We start from the raw sequence: 24,878 nt of genomic DNA, 5'->3' as shown, positions 1-24,878 counted from the left end.
AGAACATGGCGCTATACAGAGACATTGCAGCGGAACTGGCGCGACGTATCCGGGAGGGACGCTACAGACCGGGAGAGCGGATCCCGTCCATTCGTCAGGTAGCCGAGGAATTCGGCTGTAACAAATTAACGGTTCAAAAGGCCTTCGATGCCCTCAAGCGCGACGGGATGATTGAAAACGTCGTGGGCAGCGGCTCATTCGTTCGCTATCCGGAAAAGATTGCCATGAGCGGTGAGGTGTTCGACTTCAGAACGTCCTACATCTCTGAAGCCTTCTTTCCCTTGAAAACCGCAAAAGCCATTTTTTCGGACCTTTTCGATCAGGAACGAACCCAGGCCTTCTCTCCCCCGCCGGTTGAGGGGGACCCGGAACTGATCGAGGCTCTGGGCGCCTTTTATCGACTTCCGACCCAGCGCATGTTGATTGTCTCCGGCGCACAGCAGGGATTGGACCTTACCGCCAAGGTTTTTTCGACTAATATCTCAGATTCAATTCTGTTCGAGGATCCCACGTATCCCGGGGCCATCTCCCTTTTCAAAGCTCGGCATTTCGTCCCCCTCGAGACCGACGGCCCAGACCTGGAGGAATTCGACCGTAAACTCACTCCCGCCATCAAGCTATTCTATGCCATGCCCGCGGTCCATAATCCCACCGGCATCTCCTACAGCCTCGAAAAAAAAAAGGCGCTGGTCAGGCGCGCCGAACGATTCCCTTTTTATCTCATCGAAGATGATTATCTATCGGAATTCAACCCCCGTCCAGATCCGCGATTCATAGACATCCTTCCTGAAAAGACCCTTTATATCAAGTCTCTGTCTCAAACCACCGTCTCGGGTGTCCGCCTCGGTGCCATGATTGTTCCCGAATCGCTCTTCGACAAATTCATCTACGCAAAGTTCATGTCGGACATCGCCTCGACGGGTCTCCTTCAGAAATTCGCCACACGGTTCATCCGTGAGGGGGCCTATGCAAGATATATTACCGAAACTCATGTGCGGATACAGGAGAGAAAGCGCCGCCTGACAGGGTTGATCGCCGAACATCCTTTCTTGTCGATACCTCACGATGCCCCGGGCTACAACCTTTGGGTCAAATCGGATCGATCGCTTTCCCTCCCCAGGGTGCCGTGGACCCCGGGGGAGGAATTTTCCTTTTCGCCGATCTTCAGGAATTTTTTCCGAATCTCCTTTATGCACATGGACGATGACACATTTGATCGAGCCGTCACCTATCTGAGAAACCTTCTGCCCCATGCTTTTCACCATGAAAATTGAGAAATCGGTCAGCACCGAGCATTTCGTCGACCTCGGAAGCAACGGATCCGCTCGATCGGCGGGTCGACGGATGGGTCACGGCAGTGGTTTGGTGGTGTAGGCGATGTCGGCCTCCTCAGCGCTGCGAAGTGGCAGCGTCTTACCCGTGCGCAGGTCATCCACCCAATCGGGATTGAGCAAAGCGGTTTTCCCGGAAAGAACGATATCGGCGTCCTTCAGGGCTTCCTCCGCGCTGCGGCGGTCGTAAATTTTCCCGCAGATGAAGATCGGCAGCGTTGTGGCCTCTCGGGTGAGACGGGCCATGGTTTTGCCCGATCCGAAAGCCTCGTCGCCGTATGCATAGGTGGAAACCGAAACGGCATCGATGGGTTCCTGGGAAAGGCGGCGAATAATGTCTTGATACTCTGCCTGATCCGAGAACAGTGAAATCTCTTTGTCCACCACGCCCCAGTTGGAAATGCGGAAGAAAAGAAGACGGTCCGAAGGCACAACCGGTCTGACCGCCTGGATCACCTCGTGAACGAAACGGTATCGCTTTTCCATTGATCCCCCATAGCCGTCGGTCCGCTGGTTGGTATAGCCGGAGAGGAATTGGCTGATGAGGTAGCCGTGAGCGCCATGGATTTCAATACCGTCAAAACCCGCGGCTACCGCGCCTTTGGCGGTCTCGACGAACCCATTGAGGACATGATCGATATCAAATCGGCTCATGACATCCGGCGTGGGGTAAGGCTCTCCAGTCAGGGGATTATCCTGACGGGGGCAAATCGCGCTGGGAGCGATCACCCGTCCGGCCGGATTGACTCCCGACCACGCCACCCTCCCGCAATGAAACATCTGTAGAATCGAAAGGGCGCCATGACGGTGGATGTTCTCAACGACCCGGGACCAGACGTCGATTTGTCGCTGGGACGTGAGGCGTGCCTGGCCGGGATATCCCTGGGCGCTTTCGTAATCCGTCACGATGGCTTCGGTATAGACGATCCCGGCACCGTTTTTGGCTCGCGTGACCAGAAAATCAAGGACATCGCGGCGGGGAATGCTGTCCTTCACCGACGACATCCGGGTCATGGGCGCCACACCCAATCGGTTTTTAACGTTAAAACGCTTCAGCTGAAACGGAGAAAACAAGATATCCTCTGCCATTTTTCCTCCTCGTCATCGATCCCGTCTGCGGCCGATGCCGTTAACGCTGCGGCGCTGGTCGCCTTGCGGAAAATCGGGTTATGAATGCGAATGCCGTTATTTCAGCATTAAGAGCCCCTCCGAAAGCACGTGCCCCAGAACCGCAACGGACTCCATATCCAGGTAGGCCTCCGTCTGCCTTTCGAACAATACGGAGCAGTGGGAAGAGAATTCCTCATCCCGGTCATTGAAGAGCAGCAGCATCGACAGTCGGGGAAGCGGATCGAACTGAATCGAAAGGTCATGGGAAAACAGGGTATCCGGCATTCTTCCCCCCATTTTCTTCGCGGCGGAGGCAAGGCCGTTCACATCTCCCTCAAACCCTTCGGTGATCAGTGCCTCTACCGCTTTCGCGAAATAGACGAGCAAGGGGCCGGCATCCTTGAAATCCCTGAACGAAGTCCACGGCCCCCGCGCTTTAACCGTGTCGGGACACATCAGAAGATATTTGAAGAGTATGATGCACGTACTGTAACAAGGTCGCAGACCGTCGGGCCCGATGACGCCGTCACCCGATATCCGGTGAGGTCTGCCGAAAAAAGAAACGATCAGGCCGTCTGCATCGGCTTCAGCACCCAGAAGCTTTGCACGTGACGGAAGATCGAGGGCTCCGATCATTTCCAGGTAATACCGATAATTTCTTTCGAATACAGGCGATTTTTTTTTCATGAGCGGCATCCTTCCCCGCCGACACCGCATATTGCCGACGGCCGAGGCCCAAGGGATGAAAAGCGAAGCAGCGTCGAACACCGATTACAGCATCACAGCGGCATCCACGGCTACGGGACGCCCCTCTACGACAATGAAAGGGTTGATATCCACCTCGCGAACAGCAGGATAGGCGACACCCAGAGCTCCCAGCCGGACGAGGACATCGGCCAGGGCATCCCGATCGAGGGCGGTTGCCCCGCGAAACCCGTCAAGGAGCTGCTGAGATTTCAGTCGGCCGATGAGGGCCAGGGCATCCCCGTGGCTAAGGGGCGCAACGGCGAATGCGCGATCGTTGAGTGCCTCGGTCAATATGCCGCCCAGACCGCACATCACGCACGGCCCGAATTGGGGATCCCGGATCAGGCCGACAATCAGCTCCAACCCGGCCGGTAGTTGGGGCTGAAGAAGCATCCCCCCCCGCTGACCCACCCGAAGCGCCATCCCTTCGAATTCTCGATGGAGCGTCTCCCGCCCATGGATATTCATCACGACGAGCCCGGCCTCGGTCTTGTGCACCGCACCCGGCACCACCCCTTTCAGAACCACGGGCCATCCGAATCGATCCGCCGCTTTATCGGCCTCTGCCGGAGACATGACCCGAATCTCCTCCACGACCGGAATCCCAGCCCGCTTCAAAATCGATTTTGACGCCCGTTCGTCGAGAACACGGGGGCCGCCGCTTAAACGATCCAAGGGAACGGTCTGTATTTGAATATCCTGGATCCGGTCGTCGACGGGCTGATGCCTTCGCCGGTGATACGCCAGGAGTTTTCCAAGGCAATCAACCGCCCGTTTGACCTCCCTGAAGGCCGGAATCTTGAGATCGAGAGCCTGTCGCTGGAATCGACTCACCGCATTTCGCTCTCCGGATATCCAACAGAAGAGCGGTTTCCGGGCACTATGGGATAGACCGGCCATGATATCGAGCTGCGGTTCCAGATCAAATCCGCCGACAAAACAGTGGGCGAAGACGGCGTCGACCCCGGGGTCGGCCATCAGAACCGCCAGCGTTTCGTTATAAGCCTTGTGGGTTCCGTTGAGAAGGATACCGGGCCAGAGATCCACCGGATTTCCCGGCGCCATCCACGACGGGAAGACATCTTCAAGCCGCGTCAGGGACTCCCGGGAGAGGGTCGCCATAGCGAGCTGCGAATCCACCAGAAAATCGGCCGACACGATCCCGGCACCGCCGCTGTAGGTCATGATCGCCACCCGATTTCCCAGCCCAGAGGGCAAATCGTCGAACGCCTCCAGAACCCGGCAATAATCCATCATCTGGTAGAAATCATCGGCCTCCACCACCCCGGCCTGGCGGAAGGCGCCGCTGACCACGGCGCCGTCACCCGCCATGCTGGCGGTGTGACTCACAGCCGCCGCCGCCCCTTCATCAGACTTTCCCCCCTTCAGGACGACGATCGGTTTGTTTGCCGCTTTGCAGAGGGATATGAATCTGGGCCCGTCGACGATGGATTCGAGATAGAGGCCGATCACCCCGGTATCCGGATCCGCAAGGAGATACTCAAGGAGGTCGCATTCCGCGACATCCATCTTGTTTCCGATGGAGCAGGCCTTACCCATGCCCATGACGCCGTGAGACATGACGTCGATGAGGAAGGCACCGGCCAGCATGCCGCTTTGGACAATGAGGGCGACCTTCCCGGGGATCATCCCCTGCTCCCAGATGGAGGACGTCACTGTTGAGAACACCCGCCGGTTTTTCACGTCCACCAGTCCCATGCAGTTGGGCCCCCAAAGCCGGACACCGCCCTCCCCCGCGATCCGCGCGGTTTCCTGCTGTAGTGCGACGCCTTCGGCGCCGATTTCGGCAAATCCCGCGGATTCAATCATGGCGCCGGGAATGCCGCGTACAGCGCAGTCCCGGATCACCTGAGGAACCATCTCCGCGCCGACGAAGACTACCGCCAGATCCACCGGATCCGGCACCGCCCGCAGCGAAGGATAACATGTCAGGCCTTCAATGGTATCGTACCGCGGGTTGACCGGATAGATCCTTCCCGTGTACCCCTTGAGCAGGTTGGCAATGATGATGTTGCCGCCCTTTTTCGGATTGGCCGTCGCACCGACGACCGCCAATCCCTTTGGGTTGAAAAAATAATCCATCTTCCCCCCTTGAACATACTGTTGGTCATCATGTGTCCCAACTTTCGGTATTCATGGGGCGTACCCTCCCGACACCTCTTCCCGGTCACCGTCATGGAAGTCGAAAGTTAGGTTATTGTCTAAATGCAGATTCTTTCTTAACCGGATCGTTTTCAAAAATCCAGCGTTATGGGTGCGCAGCGGATGTTGAGAGGCGATAAAACGGAAGGATTACAGTATGGAATGATGAGAACGTCAGCGGATATCGGGCAAGACGCGATGCCGCTTTGAAGCGGCGGCCGCGGCGACCATGGCTTCCGCCCATGCGGGCATCCCCAAGGCATGGATATGCGTGTAGGTGGCGAGAACATTTTTATATCGGATGCCGTCCCGTCCACGGATGAATCCCTTTCCTCTCCGCATGCCAAAAACCAGGTCCCGGTCATCCCCTCGCCATTCAAGAACCCGGGAATATCGAAATTCATGGCCCCGGATCTCCGTGCCCACGGCGAAATAAGGATTTTCCGATTCCACCCGAACCACGGTATATCCCAACCCCTGGGGACGGTCCGAAAGCCCGAATACAATGGGCAGAACCCCGGACATGGGGTGCCGTCGTCCGTCTACGACCAGGGCTTCTCCCAGGTACATGAGTCCCCCGCATTCGGCATAGATGGGCATCCCCCCACGGGCTCTGGCTTTCAATCCTGCCATGAATCCGGCATTGCCCGCAAGCCTTTCTGCATGAGTTTCGGGAAAACCGCCCCCAATATAAAGACCGTCCACCTGCGGGAAGGATCCGGCGTCAAATGCACTTATGAAGTTCACCTGGGCTCCGGCCCGCCGAAGGGCATCGATGTTGTCCGGATAATAAAACTGAAAGGCCGAATCCCGCAGGACGCCGATCACCGGCTTGGAATTTTCAGCGAACGCGTCGGTATCCCGCCCTGAAACCAGATACGCCACGGGGACCCGATCCGAAGCGGCAGCCATTGCGATCTGCTCGAGCCTGTCCATATCGAGGTAGCGCCGGGCAATTTCCGCCGCCGCCGCCACCGAATCGACGGCCCAGCCATGCTCCGGCGTCGGTACCAGGCCCATATGACGCTCCGGGAAATTTTCCGCATCCAGCTTCGGAACCGCTCCCACCACCGGAACACCACAATAATGCTCAATGTTTCTTCTGAGGTTCTGTTCGTGACGACTGCCCGCAATTCGATTCAGAATGACCCCTTTGATCCCGAGATCCGGATCGAACCCCAGACAACCCGCCACGACGGCCGCCATGGTACGCGTCGTCTTCGTGCAGTCCAGACTGATCACCACGGGGGCATTCAGCAGTTTGGCCACCTCGGCGGAACTGGTCGTCCCCTCGGTGTCAATGCCGTCATATAACCCCCTGTTGCCTTCGATAACAGCGATGTCGTGTGGGTGGGCGTGGGAAAGAAAGGATCGGAGAACGTCTTGAGGGTGAACCAGAAAGGTATCGAGATTGTAGCAGGGCCGACCAGCCGACAGGGCCAGCCAGCCCGCATCAATATAGTCAGGACCTTTTTTAAAAGGAGCAATGGATTTGCCCAGCCGCCGCCATGCGGCAATAATGCCGATGGACAATATGGTCTTTCCCGCGCCGCCGCGCAAACCGGCGATAAAAATTCTGGGAAAGTCAATATATCTGTGGTGCATAAACGGAACCTGAGGCAAACTCAAAGAGCGTATGAGCGGATTGCTCTGACAAACGAGTCGCGGCTTATTCGTCTTCGTGCTCAGCCGCAGCCTGTTTCCCGGTTCCGGGCATTCCGTACATGGTCGTGCTTCCGCTGGACCAATATTCAAGAACGCCGTCCTCAACAAGCTTGTTCACGATTTTTTTGGCTTCCCTGGGTTTCAGGTCCAGGATCTTGGACAGATCGTTGAAGTAGAACTTGCTTTTGGACTTGAGCTTTTTGGTCAACTCTTCGACGATCAATTTTTTTGCATCCTCGTATTCCATAAATAAACCCCTCAATCCGGAAGCGGGGGATGCATGACTGCATCCCCCGCAGTTTATTGTACAGCGAATTTAGAACTTGAACTGGGTGGACTGGCGCCAGGTATAATACGCCGGATCACGGAAATCGTCGATGAGATGATGGGTGAAAGGCAACTCGCATTTCTCGAAGAATCTTTCCCATCCGATACGCTCGGCCCATTCGCCCAGTCGTTCGTATTTTTTCGCGTCGGCGGCATAGGCTTCGATCATCTTTTTGATGGTGTCGGTCATCTGAGGCCAGCGCGGCACCTCGTTGGGCAGGAAGGCGACAACGACCTTCGAGAACTTGGGCTCGCTGATGCGGTTGGAAACCTTTCCACCGGCCATGAGAACGATACCGTCGCCGTCCTTGTCCGCCAGCGGCAGTGAGGGACACATGGTGTAGCAGTTGCCGCAGAACATGCATCGCTCGTTGTTGACTGCGACGCTCTTCACGGTCTCACCGCTGGGCAGGTCCACCTTGGTCGGCTTGATGGCGCCGGTGGGACAGGCGGCGATGGCCAGGGGGATTTCACACAGTTTGTCCAGGTATTCATGATCCAGCATCGGCGGTTTGCGGTGATACCCCAGGATGGCGATGTCGGAGCAATGCACGGCGCCGCACATGTTGAGGCAACAGGCCATGGAGATTCTGAGCGGAGCGGGAAGCCTCATGTTCTGGAAATCGCTGAAAACCTCGTCCATGGTCGCCTTGACCGTACCGGAGGCGTCGGTGGCGGGGGTATGGCAATGGATCCAGCCCTGCGTGTGAACAATATTGGTGATGCCGGCACCGGTGCCGCCGATGGGAAACTTGAAACTGCCGCCGGCAAACTTGCGACCGGCCAGGTCTTTTTTCAGAGCGTCCACCTTGGACTTGTCATCGACCATGAACTCGATATTGTTCCGGGTGGTGAACCGGAGGTATCCGTCGCAGTGTTTTTCGGCGATCTCGCAGATCTCCCGGATCAGGGAGGTGGTCATGATACGGGCGCCGCCGCAACGGACCGTGTAGACCTCGTCGCCGCCTTCAGCCACGTGCACCAGGATACCCGGCTCGAGAATTTCGTGATACAGCCATTTGCCTTTGTTTTTCGCGATGACCGGAGGATAAAATTCATCAAACTTTTTCGGACCGATGTCGGTGATTCTGTTTTTCATCGGTTCTTTCGGATCATAACCTGAAGAAATAAATGCCATGGTATCTTCTCCTCCTTATCTCAGATGATGTTTTCTGAATTCGTTGATGTCGCGATCCCAGCCGCCCTCGACCTCTTCTTCTTTCCAGAAAATGTAGGGGTTGGAACGGGGTTCGGAAACCATTCGCGGATCGGGATCAATCTCGGTCATCTCGAGCAACTTCTGGAAGCCCTGGCGTTTGATCAACTCACCGAGACGTTCGCGGTTTTTGCCTTCTTCCATCCACCAGTCCCAGACCTTCTCGATCACTTCCTTGATCTCGTCGTAGGGTTCTTCGCATTTGATGAACGGCACCAGCAGGGAGCCCATCTGAGCGCCGTCGAGAATGGGCGCCTTGGCGCCGACCAGGATGGAAAGGCCCTTATCGTCACCGATCTTCAGGGCTCTCGGCATGACGTTGATGCAGTGCATGCAGCGGACGCACTCGCGGTTGTTGATCTCGAGCTTGCCGCCCTCATACTTCATGCAATTGGTGGGGCAAAGGTCGACGACCTCTTTCTGGATGTCGAAAGCGCCCCAGTCGCGACCGGCATGGGCACCGGCGTTGGAGGGGAATTCACCGCCGACGTAAGCGGCGACCGCTTCCTGATCGATCTTGATGTCGTCTTTCCACGTACCGATGAAAGACATGTCTGCGCGGGCGATGGAGGCAACACAACCGTTGGGGCAGCCGTCGAACTTGAATTTGAACTTATAGGGGAAAGCCGGACGGTGAAGTTCGTCCTGGTATTCCATGGTAAGATCGTAGCAGAGGGCCTGGGTGTCGTAGCAGGCGTATTCACAGCGGGCCTGACCGATGCAGTCGGCCGGGGTTCTCAGGTTGGAGCCGGAGCCGCCGAGATCCTGACCCATCCTGTGGGTCAGTTCAAAGAAGACTTCCTCCAGCTGCGGAGTGGTGGTTCCCAGGAAGATGATGTCGCCGGTGGAACCGTGCATATTGGTGATGCCGCTGCCGCGAAGATCCCACAGATCGCAAAGATCCTTCAAGTATTTCGTCGTGTAGAATTTTCCGCCGGGCTGGGCGACGCGCATGGTATGAAAATGGGCAACCCCGGGAAAGGCGTTTGGTTGGTCGCAGTAACGACCGATAACGCCGCCGCCGTATCCGAAAACACCGACGATGCCGCCGTGTTTCCAGTGGGTCGTTCCGTCTTTGAAAGAGAGTTCGAGGACACCAAGGAGGTCTTCAACAACATCGCTTGGGATCTGGAATTCGATATTCTCTTCGTTCTTGGCCCTTTTTTCAGCCTCTGCCTTTAGGTCGGACACGAAACTCGGCCACGGTCCGGACTCAAGCTGATCTAACAAAGGGGTCTCATGCTTCATCATCTTACCTCCATAAGTAGTTTATAGATTAACCATCCTGACTATAGGAAAAACTCATCCCTCCACCAGGGCTTCGGACTCACCTTTAAGGTTCAAAGGCACGGCCACCCCATCAAAACACCGCAATGCTTAAGTGCGGACTTATAAAATCAATCCGCCTGGATGTCAATAGAAAAGCACGGTTGAGAGGAGCCGGATCGGGATCGTCCCGTCAGGAACGATGTTTTTCGATCTCCTCCAGAATCCGGGGCGCCACCTCGTATCCCAATTTCATCGCCTTGTCACAATGCTCCACCGCCTTACCGTAATCCTTCTTTTCAAGGTAAGCGATGGCCAGATTGTTGTGGGCGACCGCAAAATCCGGAGCGAGGGCCAGGGCCTTGAGGCTGTTTTGGATGCTCTCCTCGATCTCACCTTTCATGAGATAGGCGCTGCCAAGGGAGGCAAACGCCTGAACGAACCGAAAATTGAAGTAGGTCGCCCGCTGAAGCGACTGGATGGCTTCGTCCACCTCGCCCCGCTGAAGATGAACGAATCCGATATTGCCGTGCCCCTCGGAAAATCCCGGTTTGACTTTGACCGCCCGCCGATTGTACTCCAAACAACCGTCAAGATCTCCCTTTCGAAGTGCCAGTCCACCGAGCTGAACATAGGCCTCTGCCAGCCCGGGACTGCATTCCAGTGCATTGAAGAGCTCCTTTTCAGCCTCTTCGTATTTTTGAAGTCCAATCAGGGCAACGGCGAGGTTATAGTAACTCGTGCCGCATTCCGGATTGGCGGCGATCATTTGTCGTTGCTGGGCGATATATTCTTCCGCATTCTTGGCTTTTTCCATGGTACTGCCACTTCCTTTGCATATACATGTTTTTTTAGCGTGAAAGAAATGTAAGTACGCAGACGGCCTCTCATTGTCAAGGGAAAAACATTTTGAAAAATAACACACTTGACATGTCCTGCTGCAGTCCAATATAAAAGAAATTTTCGAATTGTTTTTCGATAAGCCGAATCCATTTCCTTATATTCGTCGAGAACGAGGATCGTCCGGTCAGGAGTTCTAACCGTCTGAAGGTTCGATCAGACCAGGGAATCAAGAAAAGGGAGAATCGTTATGATGGCAGGTACCTACACCGCTCTCGTCACGCCTTTTACGGGTGACGAAATCGATGAGGACGGGATCGAAAGATTGACGGAGTTCCAGATCGCAAACGGGGTGTCGGGCGTTCTGGCCGTCGGGACCACCGGGGAAAGCCCGGTCCTGAACTGGCGGGAACACAACGCCGTTATCGAGAAAATCGCGAAGCTCTGTCGAGATCGATGCAAATGTATCGCAGGAACCGGCAGCAACAACACCCTCGAAGCCTTGGAGGCTACGGAACACGCGGCGACAGCCGGTGTCGATGCCGTCCTGCTGGTCGATCCATACTACAACGGGCCAAGTTCCCTTGAAATCCGGCGGGAATACGTTGCCCCCATCGCTGCACGATTTCCGGAAATTGACGTGATCCCTTATGTCATCCCCGGCAGAACCGGCGCGCAACTGCTGCCGGAAGATCTGGCGCTCCTCAACCAACAATATCCCAATGTTTCAACCGTGAAGGAAGCCACGGGCAATATCGAGAATATGCGCAGGGTCCGATCTTGCTGCGGCCCGGCATTCACGATTCTTTCCGGCGATGACGCTCTCACGCTTCGGATGATGAAGGATCCTGCCATCAAAGCGGGCGGAGTGATATCCGTGGCGTCCAACATCGCGCCAAAGGCCGTCTCCGAAATGGTTCGGTTGCTGGAGGCCGGGGAAACAGAAGCCGCTGATCACCTCGAAGCCGGCCTCGCACCCCTTTTCAGGCTCGTGACCATCACCACCACCGAGAAAACCCCTTACGGGGATGTCGCCTGTCGGGCCAGGAATCCGCTGGGAATCAAAACCCTGATGCATATCCTGGGAATGCCGTCCGGCGTCTGCAGAAGGCCCCTGGGCAAAATGACCGCCAACGGCATCCAGGTCGTGCTGGAGGCTGCCCGGGAAGTTCAGGCCCGGACCCCTGAAATTCTTGCCCCCATCTCGGACTTTTTCGGCATTGACATTGAAAACCGCCTCAATAGTCCCGACAGATGGGAACATCTGTTCTATAAGGAATACTAACCCCGTCCTCCAAAGAAAACTCCTGCCACGCCGCGTTCGGGCGGCAGGAGAAGCATCTTTTCTCTATTTCGGAGATTCCCGGCGTTTTCCACTCCTTACGGATATGCTCTGGGCCGCTTCATTGACCTCAAAATTCTTGTAGTTGAAGAGAAGATCCTTGAGCCACTTCAGGCCAAACTTCAAAAGGGCGACGTCGTCATTTTTGAAGGTCGCCACCGTATCCTTGTCCACATCATAACGTTCCAGAAAGGAGCTTTCGAAGACAAATCGTCGGAACTGATCGATATTGTAGCTTGTCATGAAGAAAAGTTGCTTGCTCTTGTCGGTCAGTTTGATATTGCCCGGAAACGAACGTTTTCTGACCATCAGGTCCGCCCATTCGGCATTGATCTCGTCACGGACATCCACCCCCTGATCCGTCCGCCATTCCCTTACCGTCCAAACGGTCTTTTCTTCGAAACCAAGGCAGTGAGGTTCATTGACGAAGAAAAAAAACCCCTCGTCGTCCGCCCCTTCCTTATGCGCCAGAGAGGCCACACCAAGGGGGTAATAGCGACATGCGCTGGGCCGGTCCGCATAAACCAGGCAGCCGTCATCCCTTACAAATGGACAGGATTGTTGCTCATCGTCCAGAAGTTTGAGGTTGACCACCGGCAGGTCGGTCTTTTCCAGCACCTGGGGTTGGGTGTATAGGGTCAGGAATTCATCCGACGACAATTGAAGCCTTCGCTTCAAAACAATGATATCGTAAGGGGTGAGAATGATGTTGATACCACGACAGCATTTGGTGAAACACTTCACGCCGCTGTGGCATTTGAATTGAAATTTGCTGTCCAGACTGTACTTGACAGGGCTGATGCGCGCCATGGGATCGGGTTTCTCCATCTTCCTGTTCTATATCCTTTCTTGAGTGATCGGGTTCCGGCCGTAACCGGACGATGTCGATACTGAAAATCAGAAAAGTTAGATAATAACAGATTCTCAAGGATTTTAACAGAGGTTAATCCAGGCCCCGGCACCGAAAAGGTCACCTCGCCGCGCGGGGCAGGCGTACCTCGAAGACACTGCCTTCGCCGGCGCTGCTTTTGACCGCGATCTCTCCTTTGTGCTGCCGGATAATATTGTAACAGGTAGACAGCCCGATGCCGATGCCTTTTCCAACCGGCTTGGTCGTGAAAAAAGGCTCGAAAAGTTTGTCCTGGTCCTGGGGTAGGATGCCGCAGCCCGTATCCTCGACACTGAGGGCAATCCATTCATCCCCCTTCTGGAATGTCCGGATCAGAATCGTCCCTTTTTCCTGCACCGCGTCCAGAGCGTTAAGGATCAGGTTGAGGACCACCTGCTTCAACTCCGCACCGACGCCGCAAACCGGCGGAAGCGTCGGGGACAGATCCAGGCAGATGGCTCGCGGAAGGGTCTTTTTCAGCTGATGCTCCAGGATTTTAATGATATCCACCGTAAGTTCGTTAAGGTCCACGGCCGTGTAGGAAACGCGACTCCGGGGGCTGAAAGTGAGAAGATTCTGAACGATATCACGGCAACGGTTGCACTCCGTCATGATGGTCTCGATATACTCTTCGAAATCTTTTTTGAGGCACCGGTCCGTGGGATGCTCTCCCAACCGCTTTTCAAGGATGGGCAGACGGCGCTTCAGTCCTTCGGCAAAACCGGAAACAGCCGCCAGAGGGTTGTTGATTTCATGCGCCACACCAGCGGCCAGGAGGCCGATGGTCGCCATTTTTTCTGTGTGATAATATTTGGCCTGGTAAGCCTTTTCAACAGTGACATCCCGTTTCAACAAAAGAATATGCCGCACATTCCCTATGTTGTCTCGAAGCAGGGACGCCGTGATTTCAAACTGTCGGTTTTCGCCGTTGAGGTTGTAGATATACATGCGTCGACAGGTATCGTTCTGTTTGACCGCCTCGATCATCGGGCAATCGTCGCATGGGCGCTCCCGCCCCCGAAAAACGCGAAAGCAGGTTTCCCCCCTCGGCGCCGGGTGTGAAAAAGTTGAGTAAAACACATGGTTGACCGAGTGGATCCGAAAATCGGGCGCGACTACCGCCATCACGTCGGTAATCCCGTCGATAATTGCCTGCACCTGCTGCCGCTTCTGCTCAAGCTTTATGTTGGTTTCCTGAAGCTCGCGGATCTTGATCTGAACTTCTTTGAAAAAGCCCAGCTTGGTATGGCCCAGACCTATCAGATCCTCCATTGTGGTTTCTCTCGTCATCACCAGGCATCCTCGCAGATCCGTAACATATCCTCCCAGGTCGCAGGACGGGGATTGGTCAACAGGCAGGAATCGTTGACCGCCATCCTGCAGAGCCGGGGCAGTTCCGATCGATCCGGAACGATATCCCGCAGCCGGGTGGAAACATTCAGTGCCTCACAGTATTCCGCCAACTTTTCAATACCGCCATGAGCGGTCTCATCGATATTTTTCAGACGGCGCCCCAGGACGATCTCGCCGATTTTCGCGATCTTCTCGCGACAGGCCGGGAGATTGTATCGCATGACATGGGGAAGAAGCACCGGATGAATCAGTCCATGAACCGCATCCAACATCCCGCCAAGGGAATGGGCCAAGGCATGATCCATGCCAAGACTCGCATTACTGAAGGCCATTCCCGCAGAAGTACTGGCGATGCACAGATTTTCCAGGGCATCGATGGATCCGGTTTCCACCGCACGGGGAAGATGCTTGAAAATCAGTTCGATCGCCTTGAGGGAATGGATCTCGGTGAACGGGGAAGCCAGCAGGGAAACATAGGATTCTACCGCATGGGCCATGGCGTCGATGGCTGCGGCAATAACGAGAGGACGACTCTTGGTGGTCAGGAGAAAGGGATCGATGATCGATATGTTGGGCACCAGCGTGCGGCTGATAATCGACATTTTGACCCGTCTTCGGACATCGTTCACGATGGTGAACTGCGAAACATCCGAGCCGCTGCCCCCCGTAGAGGGGATGAAGACCATCGGCGGCAGCGGTCGCTGAATACGGTTGGCGCCTTCATATTCGTGCACCGTTCCACCGTTGCTTGCCACCAGCGCGATGCCCTTGGCCGCATCCATGGGGCTTCCGCCCCCGATAGCCATCACCACGTCGCATCCTTCTTCTATATAGAGGCGCGCACCTTCCTGAACCTGAAAATCCCTCGGGTTGGCGACAACGTCTGAGAAATAGAAACATTTCAGATGCTCATCCTCGATGAGCTCAAAAACCCGATCGACCCAACCCGATTTCTCCAACCCCTCGTCACTGACCAGAAAAATTTTTTCGGCACCGAGACGCTTGGCACACAATCCAGCGTATTTCAGGCTTCCCCGCCCGAAAAAAATCTCGGGGACGGAAAATTTTCGGACCGTTAACGTCATACCTTCTCACCCCTTGTCCATCCGGATTCCAAAGATCGATCCGAAAGCTTCCCGACGTTTTCATGCCGCATACAGACACACCTGCTCCCAAATTCTCCTTGAAACGATCACGGAGAGTTCTCATTCCGACTTCCGCCGATAGGCCGCGATCAACTCCCTGACCTTGTCTTTTTTGTAACCCACCACGACGTCGCCCTCGACCACCAACGTCGGGAAGGAGCAGCTGGGATTGATGGCCTTGAGCGCTTTCATGGCCCGGCTGCGTTCTTCGCCGACCAGCATATCGACATAGGTCCAATCAAACGCCACGCCGCTATCGATCAGAAAGTTTCTCAAGCTCTTGCAATGGGCGCATGAAGACAATCCATACAGTTTTATCGCTTTCTCCATGAGCGTCTCCTCCCATTCGTCGTCTCCGGAACCTGACGCCGGCCGGCAATACGTCGTCGCCTCAAGTCCTGGGCGCCGATCCGAATTTCCCTATCTTGTTAAATTTACCATCAGATCGATATCCGTCAACGGCGGCATTCAGCAACCCTCGCATCGGTTTTTACGCCGGCGTCTCTGCCCGCCGCCTGTTTCCTAATGACCGGAACATGTTCTCAGGACATGTCATTATGACCCAAAACTCCGGCTCAGCATTTCGTCGAAAAAGCGTAAAAGCGTTCCGATCATTTTTTTATGTTATTATTTCAAATAGGTTATTTCATGTATGCATCAATTTATTTTCACCGGAACAGAGATGGCCCTTTTCTTGCTGAATATAAGCTGTAAGAATTTGAGGCCTGTCTTTATTAAGGCGGAAATGAATTTCACATTTCTGTCCAGATTCTAAATTTCATTCATCACAAGGAGGATATCCCCATGGCCGTCCAAGAACAAGTATTTGGTTTTTTTATTCCCACCGTTACGTTGATGGGCATCGGCGCCCATAAGGAGCTCGGAGCACAAATTCGAACGCTGGGTGCTGAGAAGCCCCTTATTGTCACCGACAAAGGCATCACCGGTGCAGGCATTACCGAAAAAATCGTCAATATGGTAAAGGAAGATATCGGCGTAACATGTGCGGTTTTCGATGAAACCATTCCGAATCCCACGGACAAAAACGTTCACGCCGGACTGGAGATTTTCAAGAGCAATGGATGCGATTCCATTATATCTCTGGGCGGCGGAAGCCCCCACGACTGCGGAAAAGGCATCGGCATCGTCGCCACCAACGGCGGGAAAATCAATGATTACGAAGGCGTGAACAAATCCGGCAAAAGCATGCCGCCGTTCATCGCCGTCAACACAACGGCCGGCACCGCCAGTGAGATGACCCGATTCTGTATCATCACGGATACCGGTCGCAAGGTGAAAATGGCCATCGTCGACTGGCGCGTCACCCCGACCGTTGCCATTAACGACCCCCTGCTCATGGCCGGCATGCCGCCATCATTGACGGCCGCCACGGGCATGGACGCCTTAACCCATGCGGTCGAGGCCTATGTATCCACTATTGCCACCCCGGTCACCGATGCCTGCGCACTCCAGGCCATCAGATTGGTCGCCGAAAACCTCAGAGCCGCCGTGGCCAACGGCGCCGATATGATCGCGAGGGATCAGATGGCCTACGCGGAATATCTCGCAGGCATGGCTTTCAACAACGCCAGCCTCGGACACGTTCATGCCATGGCCCATCAGCTTGGTGGATTCTATGACCTTCCCCATGGCGTCTGCAACGCCATTCTGCTGCCTCATGTCTCGAAATTCAACCTGATCGCCAAGATGGATCGCTTTGGAGACATCGCCAGGGCCATGGGTGAAAACACGGAAGGGATGTCCAAGCGTGCGGCGGCCGATGTGGCCCTCGAGGCCATCAAAACCCTTTCCGCCGATGTCGGTATCCCCAGCGGTCTGACCGAATTGGGCGTTAAGGAAGCGGATCTCAAGATCATGGCGGAAAACGCTCAGAAGGACGCCTGCGGCCTGACCAACCCCCGGTGCCCAACCCTGGATGACGTCATCCAGATCTACAAGAACGCACTGTAAACGCCTACGACATGTTGTCCGCTCGCCCCTGATACCTGACACCCGGCCGGCTGCCCGTCGGTCGGGGCTTCTTTTCAGTCCGGATCTTACCACCGACGAAGCCCCCCAAAAATTCTACGCGCCGATCTTCGACAGAGACTGTAATGAATTGAGCCTCATTTTTTCAGTCACCTGTCAAGTCCGGCCTTTCTCAAAAACCGTCCTGCCGGCATTATTAACAACCTTCTAAAAGAATAATATAAAATCAAACCGCTTTTGGATCTTTCCGCCTTGGCATGAATTTTCTTGACAGCGCCTACCTGGCCTTGATAATGAATGAACATTCATTCATAATCATAACCCTACGTTTCAAGGAGGTATCCTATCAACACGAAAGCCAAAACAGGTGATAAATACCCACGCATCCTTGAAGCCGCCGTCAAAGTCTTTGCCGAAAAAGGATTTCATCTGTCGACCATTTCCCAGATCGCAAGGGAAGCCGGAGTTGCCGACGGGACGATATACCTCTATTTCAAAAACAAGGATGACATTCTGGTTCAATTTTTTCAATACAAAACCAAACAGGTCTTCAACGGTTTCAGGGAGGAGGTCAAAAAGGCCGACACCGCCGTCGGGAAACTGCGGAATCTGGTATATCGACATCTGACCGAATTTCAAAGCGACCGCAACATGGCCGTGGTTTATCAGTCCTTTGCCCACCATCGAAACGCGCTCGTCGAGGGGAATATTCGGGAAATGTCCAAGATGTACCTCGACATCGTCTCGGAGATCCTGGAACTCGGACAACAGGAAGGATCCATGCGAAAGGATATGTACGTTGGACTGGTCAAGCGTTTTATCCTGGGCGCCGTAGAATCGACAATCAACAACTGGCTCCTCTCGAGAAAAGAATATGATCTCGCCTCAATGGCCGAACCGTTGATCGATCTGTTCATTCGAGGCATCGGCGTGCCGGGAACGCCGCCACAAAACAAGGTGTGAGTTAAAAATTACCATAGATCAAGGAGCACAAAAAATGGCACAGGTTATCGCAGATCGAAGAGACGTGGATTTCGTCCTTCATGAACAGCTGGAAGTCGGCGAATTCAGCAAGACCGAAAAATTTGCCGAGTTCACCCGGAAAACGGTAGATCTGATTATTAACGAGGCTCGCAATCTCGCCGTCAAGGAGATTCTGCCGACCCAGAAGATCGGCGATGAAAAAGGCTGCGCCTTCGATGGTGGAAAGGTCACCGTTCCGGAGGAATTCCACCGGATCTACAAGCTGTTCCGCGAGGGGGAATGGCTGGCCATGAACGAAGATCCCCAGTGGGGCGGCCAGGGCATGCCCCGAACCGTTGCGCTGGCCGCCAACGATTTTTTCAACGGGGCCAATTACGCCTTTATCATGTATCCCGGGTTGACCCACGGTGCCGCGAAACTGGTGGAGGTTTTCGGCTCGGATGAACAAAAGCGGATCTTCCTGAAAAAGATGTATTCCGGAGAATGGACCGGCACCATGCTGCTGACCGAACCCGAAGCCGGTACCGATGTCGGTGCACTCCAGACGACCGCGGTGAAGAATGAGGACGGCACCTACGCCATTACCGGCAACAAAATTTTTATCTCCTCCGGGGAGCACGATCTCACCGAAAACATCATTCATCCGGTTCTGGCACGCATTGAAGGCGCACCTGAGGGTACCAGAGGGATTTCTCTCTTCCTCGTTCCCAAATATCGTGTAAACCCGGACGGCAGCCTGGGCGAATTCAACGATGTGGTCTGCACCGGTATCGAACACAAAATGGGCATTCACGGCAACGCCACCTGCTCTCTGACCCTGGGCGGAAAGGGCAACTGTATCGGGACGCTTCTCGGAGAAGAGAACAAGGGGATGAAAGCCATGTTCCTGATGATGAACGAAGCTCGGGCGCTGGTGGGAATGCAGGGGTTTTGCTGTGCCTCGGCGGCTTATTTGAACGCCGTGAATTACGCCCGGGAACGCATCCAGGGAAAGCACCTGCTTCAGATGATGGATGCCAACGCCCCGGCGGTGCCGATTATACAGCACCCCGACATCCGTCGCATGCTGCTGAAAATGAAATCACTGGTGGAGGGCATGAGAAGCCTGCTCTATTATCACGGATACCTCGACGATCTGAAACACCTCTCGGACGATCCCGAGGAAATCGCCAAATTACAGGGAATGATCGAATTGCTGACCCCCATCGTCAAGGGCTATATCACCGACCGGGCCTTCGAGGTCTGCAGTGAAGGTGTTCAGGTTTTCGGCGGTTACGGCTTCATCAGCGACTATCCCCAGGAGCAACTCCTTCGTGACTGTCGCATTACACAAATCTATGAAGGCACCAACGGCATCCAGGCCATGGATCTTCTGGGCAGAAAACTGGGCATGAACCAGGGCAAGCCTGTGATGGACCTTTTGGCCGAGATGAACAGAACCATCGCTGCAGCCGGGGAAATCCCCGCACTTGAAGATTTCGTGGCCGACTTCAAAGCGGCCGTCAAGAAACTGGGCGAGGTCGGCATGCACATGGGAATGACGGCCATGTCTCCAAAGGTGCTCAACGCCTTTGCTTTCGCCCATCCCTTCATGGAAGTCACCGGTGACGTGGCCGTCGCATGGATGCTGCTCTGGCGGGCGAGCATTGCCGGCCGAAAGATGGACGGCGCGGGAAAGAAAGACAAGGTTTTTTATGAAGGACAGATCAGAAGTGCCGAGTATTTTATCAAATCCGTCCTGCCGATCACCCTGGGAAAGATGAACGCCATCCTCACCAACAATGGTGCGGCGATAGAGATCTCGGAAGACGCCTTCGGCGGCAGATAGACATTGGACACGGAACCGAATCGTCAGCGCGATCCGGTTCCGTGTCATCAAAGAGAACACCCTATAAAAGGCGCTCTGTTATCCAATTCGGCACTTATCAAACAACCATCCATCCTACTGTTTTCCGGCCGCCGCCTCAAGGCGCAAATTCTTTTTGAGTATTTTCCCCACATTCGTTTTAGGCAGGCTCTCCCGAATTTCAATCTCAATGGGCCATTTATATTTGGCCAGTTTGTCCCGGCAATATGACAGAAGTTTCGCTTCGGTCGCCGTTTCACCGGCCTTGAGGACAACATAGACCTTTACGGCCTCACCGCGGGTTTCATGGGGAATCCCCACGGCACAAGCTTCCTGAACCTTGGGATGCCCGTAATAAACCTCCTCGATATCCCTGGGATAGACATTGTATCCCCCCGAGATGATCATGTCCTTTTTACGGTCCACAATGTAGAAATAGCCGTCTTCATCCATTCTGGCGATGTCTCCGGTATGGAGCCACCCGTCCGCCGTCAGGACCGCCTCGGTCTCTTCCTGCATGTTCAGATACCCTTTCATCACCTGGGGGCCTTTGATGAGCAGTTCACCGGACTTCCCGACGGGAACGTCGTCCTCGCCGTTTTCGAGATCGACTATCCGGCAAAGGGTGTCGGAAATCGGAAGACCGATACTGCCGATCTTCCGTTTGTCTCTGTTATATGGATTGACGTGAGTGACAGGTGTCGTCTCCGTGAGGCCGTACCCTTCAACGATCACCGAGCCGGTTTTTTCCTCAAAGGCCCGGATGATCTCGACCGGCAAAGGCGCACTGCCGGAAAAACAGCCCTTGATGGAGGTCAGGTCCGCCTTATCGATATCGGGATGGTTGAGAAGACCGATAAACATGGTCGGCACCAACGGCACGAAAGAGGGCTTGAACCGGGCGATGGCTTTCAAAAGCGGATCCGGCTGGGGTTTGGGCACCAGAATGTCGGTCCAACCCATATAAACGGCAAAATTCATGGCGGTGGAGAGCCCGAAAACGTGAAAAAAGGGCAGCGCCCCCAACATGATCTCCTCTCCTTTCCGAAAACCGGGAAACCACCCGGCAATCTGTTGAACCTGACGGCTCAGGTTTGCATGGGTCAGCATCACGCCCTTGGAGACGCCGGTGGTGCCGCCGGTGTACTGGTACATGGCCGTATCCTCGAAATCGACATCCACCTCAGGTGGGTTGGGCGCATATCGGGACAGGAGTTTCTTCCATCGATAGACATCCGATGCCGGCTTGACGTCGGCCGCCAGTTTTTTTCGCTTGCCGATCAGCGGAAAAAGAAGGTTCTTGGGAAAGGGCAGATAATCTCCGATGGAGGTAATGACAATATGGTGAAGACGGGTCCGGGGCCTGAGATCGATCATTCGATTTCCCAAAAGATCCAATGTGATCAGAATCTTTGCACCGGAATCCACGAACTGATGTTCCAGTTCCCGGTCCGAGTAGAGAGGATTGTTCATGACCGTTATGGCGCCGATTTTCATGGCGGCGTAATAACTGATGACGCACGGAAGGGTGTTGGGCAGCAATATGGCGACACGATCCCCTTTACGAACATCCATATCATGAAGGCAGGCGGCAAAACGATTCACCATTTCATTCAGCGTATTGAAATCCATGGTATACCCCTCGAAGATCAGCGCCGTCCTGTTCGGAAAATCTCTGGCGGATGCTTCCAGAAACCGGGGCAGCAGCGTGGCCTCGTAATCCAGACGCTGCTTGACATGAGGTCCATAACTTTTTTGCCACGGCCGATCCTGATAATGGATTTCCCTGTTCATTTTTGGCGTCTCCCTTTTCCTTTTCTTTTGTTGCTCCGCAAAACGATCGTTATCGCCTCAACCCCTCGCTTTCCAAATACTTCCCGGCATATAGCGCCCCGGCTCAACCCCCCCTTAAAGTCTTGACATCTTAAGGTTGATATGATAGGGCTTGATTGAGCGCTCGGTCGAATAATCTTTTTTGAATGATACCAAGCCTTCGCTTGGTCGAAAAAATACATAGGCATATTTTATTTCGGGCGACTCCTGGATTGAACAATCCATTATATTGTTGCAACAACAAAACCAATATGCCATAGTTTGTAAATTTTCTCAGATGTAGCGGCCGTTGAGAATTTTCGCAGGCAAAACTACGAGCGACAAAAATGAATGATTCTTCATTGGTAACACCCCGACCGCCATCCTCAGACTCGGGTATGTCAGGTCAACAAGCTTTTTCATAAAGCATATCCAATGCAGGACACCACGCAAACCGGCTCGCTTCTTTTTGCTTGACACGCTGAAAATGGGTCTGCTACAAAATGAATGAATGTTCATTCATTCTGTTCCAAACTTATACTATCATTGAAAGGAGAATGAAAGCAAAAAATGGAACCCGCGTTGATCCCCCCGGCCAATTTTTCAGTTATGGGCATTCCGACGGTAATTTTTTCCGTCCTGATTCCCGTTGCCGGAGTGGCGCTGTTCGCCTATATCATGGCAAAACGGGCCGCCCCCCTTGTTTTTTCCAACCCCGATTTTCGCTTCGACCGCATTCCGGAACGCATCAAAGGTGTTCTCAAACTCTGGCTGGCCCAGTGGAAACAACCCAGGTACATGATGGCGGGCGTGATTCATATCATGCTGTTTGCCGGATTCATTATTTTATCCATCCGGTCGTCTTCCCTCGTCATCATCGGCATACATGACGGTTTCGTCTTCCCGGGTCTGAAAGGTGCGTTGGGCCATGTTTACAATTTCCTCAAGGACTACGCAGCAACCATGGTGCTGATAGCGGCGCTGATGGCGGCTTACCGAAGAGCCGTCGTCAAACCCAAACGTTACGATGTGCCGGAAAAATATGGTAAGCCCCACACCGGGGAGGCACTTTTCGTTCTGGCCATGATTGCGGGATTGATGATCACCGAAAGCCTTTTCGAAGGCACGATGGCCGCCGCCGCCGTGAAAAAGGGACTCGAACCTGAATTTATCGCGCCGTTGACGCTGGCATGGCTTTTCAAGGTTTCCATGACCGCCCTGCCCGCCGGGGCACTCCAGGCAACCCATGTCATCGCCTATTATCTTCACGACATCATTTTCTTCTCGTTTCTCTGTTTCCTGCCCATGGGAAAACATTTCCATGTCATCACCTCCCTTTTCAACGTTTATTTCATGAAATTGGACAAGGGCACGGTGAAGCCCGTGAAATGGGGCGTGGCCGATAACAAACTCGACGAACTCGAATCCTTCGGCGTCAAAAATTTCGAAGATTTCACATGGAAGCATATGCTCGACTTCTACTCCTGCGCCGATTGCGGCCGCTGCTCGGACCAGTGTCCGGCCAATGCCGTCGGGCGTCCGCTATCCCCGCGCTTCATCAGCATCAAGGCCCGGGATTATGCCTTCAGCCACTACCCTCTGAGAGGGCCGCTGAAAGCCAGTGAACCCCTCATCGGCGGTATCTTCGAAGAGGACGAGATCTGGTCGTGCACCACCTGCGGAGCCTGCGAGGAGGAATGCCCCCTCATGATCGAGTACATCGACAAGATGGTGGACCTCAGACGGGGTATGGTCGACGACGGGAATGTGCCCCAATCCCTTCAGAAGCCCCTGAGCGCCATGGAAAAACGTGGCAATCCATGGGGCAAAATGGAAAAGAAGCGAGCCGAATGGGCCGTCAAGGACAAGGAGTTCAAAGCCGCATGTCCGGTAAAAGTTCTCGAGAACGGCGGCAGCGCCGAGACCCTCTTTTTTGTCGACTCCATCTCGTCTTATGACGACCGGATCATACAGATCACGCAATCGGCGGCCCGTCTGCTCAATGCGGCCGCCGTCGACTTCGGCGTCCTGGGCAAACTCGAAAAGGACGCAGGCCACGAAGCCAGACGTTTCGGCGAAGAGATGCTCTTTCAGTCGCTCAAGGAGGAGAACACCGAGGCGATTCTGGCCTCTGGTGCACAGCGCATCGTCACGGCCGATCCCCATACCTACAACGCCTTGAAGAAAGACTACAAGGGGCTTCCACCGGTCTATCACATCAGCGAATTCATTGCCGAGGCGATCCGATCCGGCAAGATCCGACTGAACGGCAACGGGGACCCCGGGAAGGTCTATACCTACCATGACCCCTGCTATCTGGGGCGTCATAACCACATGTACGATATTCCCCGGGACGTCCTGGATGCCATCCCCGGTATCCGACGGGTTGAGATGGAAAAATCCAGAGATCGCTCGTTCTGCTGCGGCGGCGGCGGGTTGATGCTCTTCTACGAACCCATCGAGGAGCAGCGGATGGGACAACTTCGGGTCGAAATGGCCAAGGCGGCCGGCGCCAACGTCATCGTCACCGCCTGTCCGTTCTGCATGGTCAATATGGAAGACGCCATTAAAACCAGCGGCCTGGAAGGCGAGATGGAAGCCATCGATCTGGTGGAACTGATCGACCGGCATCGGGCAGTCTGAGGCAGGACGAAAAGGGGTTTTTTGCAGAAAAATCAATCGACATTAATCAACAACCCATCCAGGAGGACAATATGGAGATTCTGGTATGTGTGAAGAGGGTTCCCGACACCTCTGAGAACGAGATTCAAGTGAACGGCAAGGGTACCGACATCGAGCGGGATGATCTGGTTTACTCGGTCAACGAGTGGGACAACTACGCGGTGGAAGAGG

General features: G+C 54.5%; 19 protein-coding genes. 6 read left to right on the top strand and 13 right to left on the bottom strand.

All coding sequences use genetic code 11. The features are described from left to right. Positions 1–5 precede the first annotated feature (5 nt). Positions 6–1,274: a PLP-dependent aminotransferase family protein gene (locus tag AB7S84_RS02250; protein ID WP_020876643.1), complete on the top strand. Its 1,269-nt coding sequence runs from the start codon at positions 6–8 to the stop codon at positions 1,272–1,274. Between the two features lie 75 nt (positions 1,275–1,349). Here AB7S84_RS02250 and AB7S84_RS02245 read toward each other — a convergent pair whose 3' ends face one another. The 8 genes from AB7S84_RS02245 to AB7S84_RS02210 form a co-directional block, all read right to left on the bottom strand. Beyond that, positions 1,350–2,420 carry an NADH-dependent flavin oxidoreductase gene (locus AB7S84_RS02245; protein ID WP_428152823.1) on the bottom strand — a complete coding sequence of 357 codons (1,071 nt, stop codon included), beginning with the start codon at positions 2,418–2,420 and terminating at the stop codon, positions 1,350–1,352. Positions 2,421–2,516: 96 nt separating this feature from the next. Continuing rightward, positions 2,517–3,128 carry a DUF3786 domain-containing protein gene (locus AB7S84_RS02240; RefSeq protein WP_020876641.1) on the bottom strand — a complete coding sequence of 204 codons (612 nt, stop codon included), beginning with the start codon at positions 3,126–3,128 and terminating at the stop codon, positions 2,517–2,519. 84 nt (positions 3,129–3,212) lie between these two features. Beyond that, a complete protein-coding gene (locus AB7S84_RS02235) occupies positions 3,213–5,291 on the bottom strand; it encodes an acetate--CoA ligase family protein (RefSeq protein WP_020876640.1) in 2,079 nt (692 codons plus the stop codon). A gap of 234 nt (positions 5,292–5,525) precedes the next feature. Beyond that, the gene (locus tag AB7S84_RS02230; protein WP_020876639.1) at positions 5,526–6,956 is read right to left on the bottom strand and encodes a cobyrinate a,c-diamide synthase; all 1,431 of its coding nucleotides are present in this window, start codon (positions 6,954–6,956) and stop codon (positions 5,526–5,528) included. A gap of 64 nt (positions 6,957–7,020) precedes the next feature. After that, on the bottom strand, positions 7,021–7,263 hold the full coding sequence (locus tag AB7S84_RS02225; RefSeq protein ID WP_020876638.1) for a dissimilatory sulfite reductase D family protein: 243 nt from the start codon (positions 7,261–7,263) through the stop codon (positions 7,021–7,023). 69 nt (positions 7,264–7,332) lie between these two features. Next, the gene (dsrB, locus tag AB7S84_RS02220) at positions 7,333–8,481 is read right to left on the bottom strand and encodes a dissimilatory-type sulfite reductase subunit beta (RefSeq protein ID WP_020876637.1); all 1,149 of its coding nucleotides are present in this window, start codon (positions 8,479–8,481) and stop codon (positions 7,333–7,335) included. A 15-nt stretch (positions 8,482–8,496) separates the two neighbouring features. Then, positions 8,497–9,810, bottom strand: coding sequence for a dissimilatory-type sulfite reductase subunit alpha (gene dsrA / locus AB7S84_RS02215; protein WP_020876636.1), 1,314 nt, complete (start codon positions 9,808–9,810; stop codon positions 8,497–8,499). A gap of 208 nt (positions 9,811–10,018) precedes the next feature. After that, complete coding sequence (locus AB7S84_RS02210) at positions 10,019–10,642, bottom strand: tetratricopeptide repeat protein (RefSeq protein WP_020876635.1); 624 nt, start codon at positions 10,640–10,642, stop codon at positions 10,019–10,021. Positions 10,643–10,915: 273 nt separating this feature from the next. On the opposite strand from AB7S84_RS02210, the gene dapA reads away from it, so the two are divergent. Beyond that, the gene (dapA, locus tag AB7S84_RS02205) at positions 10,916–11,950 is read left to right on the top strand and encodes a 4-hydroxy-tetrahydrodipicolinate synthase (protein ID WP_020876634.1); all 1,035 of its coding nucleotides are present in this window, start codon (positions 10,916–10,918) and stop codon (positions 11,948–11,950) included. 63 nt (positions 11,951–12,013) lie between these two features. Here dapA and AB7S84_RS02200 read toward each other — a convergent pair whose 3' ends face one another. The 4 genes from AB7S84_RS02200 to AB7S84_RS02185 all read right to left on the bottom strand — a co-directional run bounded on the left by AB7S84_RS02200 (position 12,014) and on the right by AB7S84_RS02185 (position 15,724). Further along, entirely contained in the window at positions 12,014–12,835 is an 822-nt protein-coding gene (locus AB7S84_RS02200) for a YkgJ family cysteine cluster protein (protein ID WP_020876633.1), read from the bottom strand. Positions 12,836–12,977: 142 nt separating this feature from the next. Beyond that, positions 12,978–14,186: a two-component system sensor histidine kinase NtrB gene (locus AB7S84_RS02195; RefSeq protein WP_020876632.1), complete on the bottom strand. Its 1,209-nt coding sequence runs from the start codon at positions 14,184–14,186 to the stop codon at positions 12,978–12,980. Next, positions 14,186–15,334, bottom strand: coding sequence for an iron-containing alcohol dehydrogenase (locus AB7S84_RS02190; protein ID WP_020876631.1), 1,149 nt, complete (start codon positions 15,332–15,334; stop codon positions 14,186–14,188). The genes AB7S84_RS02195 and AB7S84_RS02190 overlap by 1 nt, the downstream gene beginning before the upstream one ends. Before the next feature lie 120 nt (positions 15,335–15,454). After that, a complete protein-coding gene (locus tag AB7S84_RS02185) occupies positions 15,455–15,724 on the bottom strand; it encodes a glutaredoxin family protein (protein ID WP_020876630.1) in 270 nt (89 codons plus the stop codon). A gap of 474 nt (positions 15,725–16,198) precedes the next feature. On the opposite strand from AB7S84_RS02185, the gene AB7S84_RS02180 reads away from it, so the two are divergent. The 3 genes from AB7S84_RS02180 (at position 16,199) to AB7S84_RS02170 (ending at position 20,195) form a co-directional block, all read left to right on the top strand. Then, positions 16,199–17,365 (top strand): iron-containing alcohol dehydrogenase, encoded by a 1,167-nt coding sequence (locus tag AB7S84_RS02180; protein ID WP_020876629.1) that lies wholly within the window; start codon positions 16,199–16,201, stop codon positions 17,363–17,365. A 363-nt stretch (positions 17,366–17,728) separates the two neighbouring features. Continuing rightward, on the top strand, positions 17,729–18,346 hold the full coding sequence (locus AB7S84_RS02175) for a TetR/AcrR family transcriptional regulator (RefSeq protein ID WP_040414994.1): 618 nt from the start codon (positions 17,729–17,731) through the stop codon (positions 18,344–18,346). Between the two features lie 34 nt (positions 18,347–18,380). Further along, positions 18,381–20,195: an acyl-CoA dehydrogenase gene (locus AB7S84_RS02170; RefSeq protein ID WP_020876627.1), complete on the top strand. Its 1,815-nt coding sequence runs from the start codon at positions 18,381–18,383 to the stop codon at positions 20,193–20,195. Between the two features lie 114 nt (positions 20,196–20,309). Here AB7S84_RS02170 and AB7S84_RS02165 read toward each other — a convergent pair whose 3' ends face one another. Next, positions 20,310–22,007 (bottom strand): long-chain-fatty-acid--CoA ligase, encoded by a 1,698-nt coding sequence (locus AB7S84_RS02165; protein WP_020876626.1) that lies wholly within the window; start codon positions 22,005–22,007, stop codon positions 20,310–20,312. A 588-nt stretch (positions 22,008–22,595) separates the two neighbouring features. Between AB7S84_RS02165 and AB7S84_RS02160 the strand changes: the two genes are divergently transcribed. Then, entirely contained in the window at positions 22,596–24,668 is a 2,073-nt protein-coding gene (locus tag AB7S84_RS02160; protein WP_020876625.1) for a (Fe-S)-binding protein, read from the top strand. Positions 24,669–24,878: the final 210 nt, after the last annotated feature.

This window comes from Desulfococcus sp. (assembly GCF_050178255.1).
GTDB lineage: Bacteria > Desulfobacterota > Desulfobacteria > Desulfobacterales > Desulfococcaceae > Desulfococcus > Desulfococcus multivorans.
This window is presented reverse-complemented; position numbering and strand designations above follow the sequence as displayed.

Coding starts and splice junctions, on each gene's coding strand:
- AB7S84_RS02250 (WP_020876643.1), top strand. CDS start 6: ATGGCGCTATACAGAGACATTGCAGCGGAACTGGCGCGACGTATCCGG.
- AB7S84_RS02245 (WP_428152823.1), bottom strand. CDS start 2,420: ATGGCAGAGGATATCTTGTTTTCTCCGTTTCAGCTGAAGCGTTTTAAC.
- AB7S84_RS02240 (WP_020876641.1), bottom strand. CDS start 3,128: ATGAAAAAAAAATCGCCTGTATTCGAAAGAAATTATCGGTATTACCTG.
- AB7S84_RS02235 (WP_020876640.1), bottom strand. CDS start 5,291: ATGGATTATTTTTTCAACCCAAAGGGATTGGCGGTCGTCGGTGCGACG.
- AB7S84_RS02230 (WP_020876639.1), bottom strand. CDS start 6,956: ATGCACCACAGATATATTGACTTTCCCAGAATTTTTATCGCCGGTTTG.
- AB7S84_RS02225 (WP_020876638.1), bottom strand. CDS start 7,263: ATGGAATACGAGGATGCAAAAAAATTGATCGTCGAAGAGTTGACCAAA.
- dsrB (WP_020876637.1), bottom strand. CDS start 8,481: ATGGCATTTATTTCTTCAGGTTATGATCCGAAAGAACCGATGAAAAAC.
- dsrA (WP_020876636.1), bottom strand. CDS start 9,810: ATGATGAAGCATGAGACCCCTTTGTTAGATCAGCTTGAGTCCGGACCG.
- AB7S84_RS02210 (WP_020876635.1), bottom strand. CDS start 10,642: ATGGAAAAAGCCAAGAATGCGGAAGAATATATCGCCCAGCAACGACAA.
- dapA (WP_020876634.1), top strand. CDS start 10,916: ATGATGGCAGGTACCTACACCGCTCTCGTCACGCCTTTTACGGGTGAC.
- AB7S84_RS02200 (WP_020876633.1), bottom strand. CDS start 12,835: ATGGAGAAACCCGATCCCATGGCGCGCATCAGCCCTGTCAAGTACAGT.
- AB7S84_RS02195 (WP_020876632.1), bottom strand. CDS start 14,186: ATGACGAGAGAAACCACAATGGAGGATCTGATAGGTCTGGGCCATACC.
- AB7S84_RS02190 (WP_020876631.1), bottom strand. CDS start 15,334: ATGACGTTAACGGTCCGAAAATTTTCCGTCCCCGAGATTTTTTTCGGG.
- AB7S84_RS02185 (WP_020876630.1), bottom strand. CDS start 15,724: ATGGAGAAAGCGATAAAACTGTATGGATTGTCTTCATGCGCCCATTGC.
- AB7S84_RS02180 (WP_020876629.1), top strand. CDS start 16,199: ATGGCCGTCCAAGAACAAGTATTTGGTTTTTTTATTCCCACCGTTACG.
- AB7S84_RS02170 (WP_020876627.1), top strand. CDS start 18,381: ATGGCACAGGTTATCGCAGATCGAAGAGACGTGGATTTCGTCCTTCAT.
- AB7S84_RS02165 (WP_020876626.1), bottom strand. CDS start 22,007: ATGAACAGGGAAATCCATTATCAGGATCGGCCGTGGCAAAAAAGTTAT.
- AB7S84_RS02160 (WP_020876625.1), top strand. CDS start 22,596: ATGGAACCCGCGTTGATCCCCCCGGCCAATTTTTCAGTTATGGGCATT.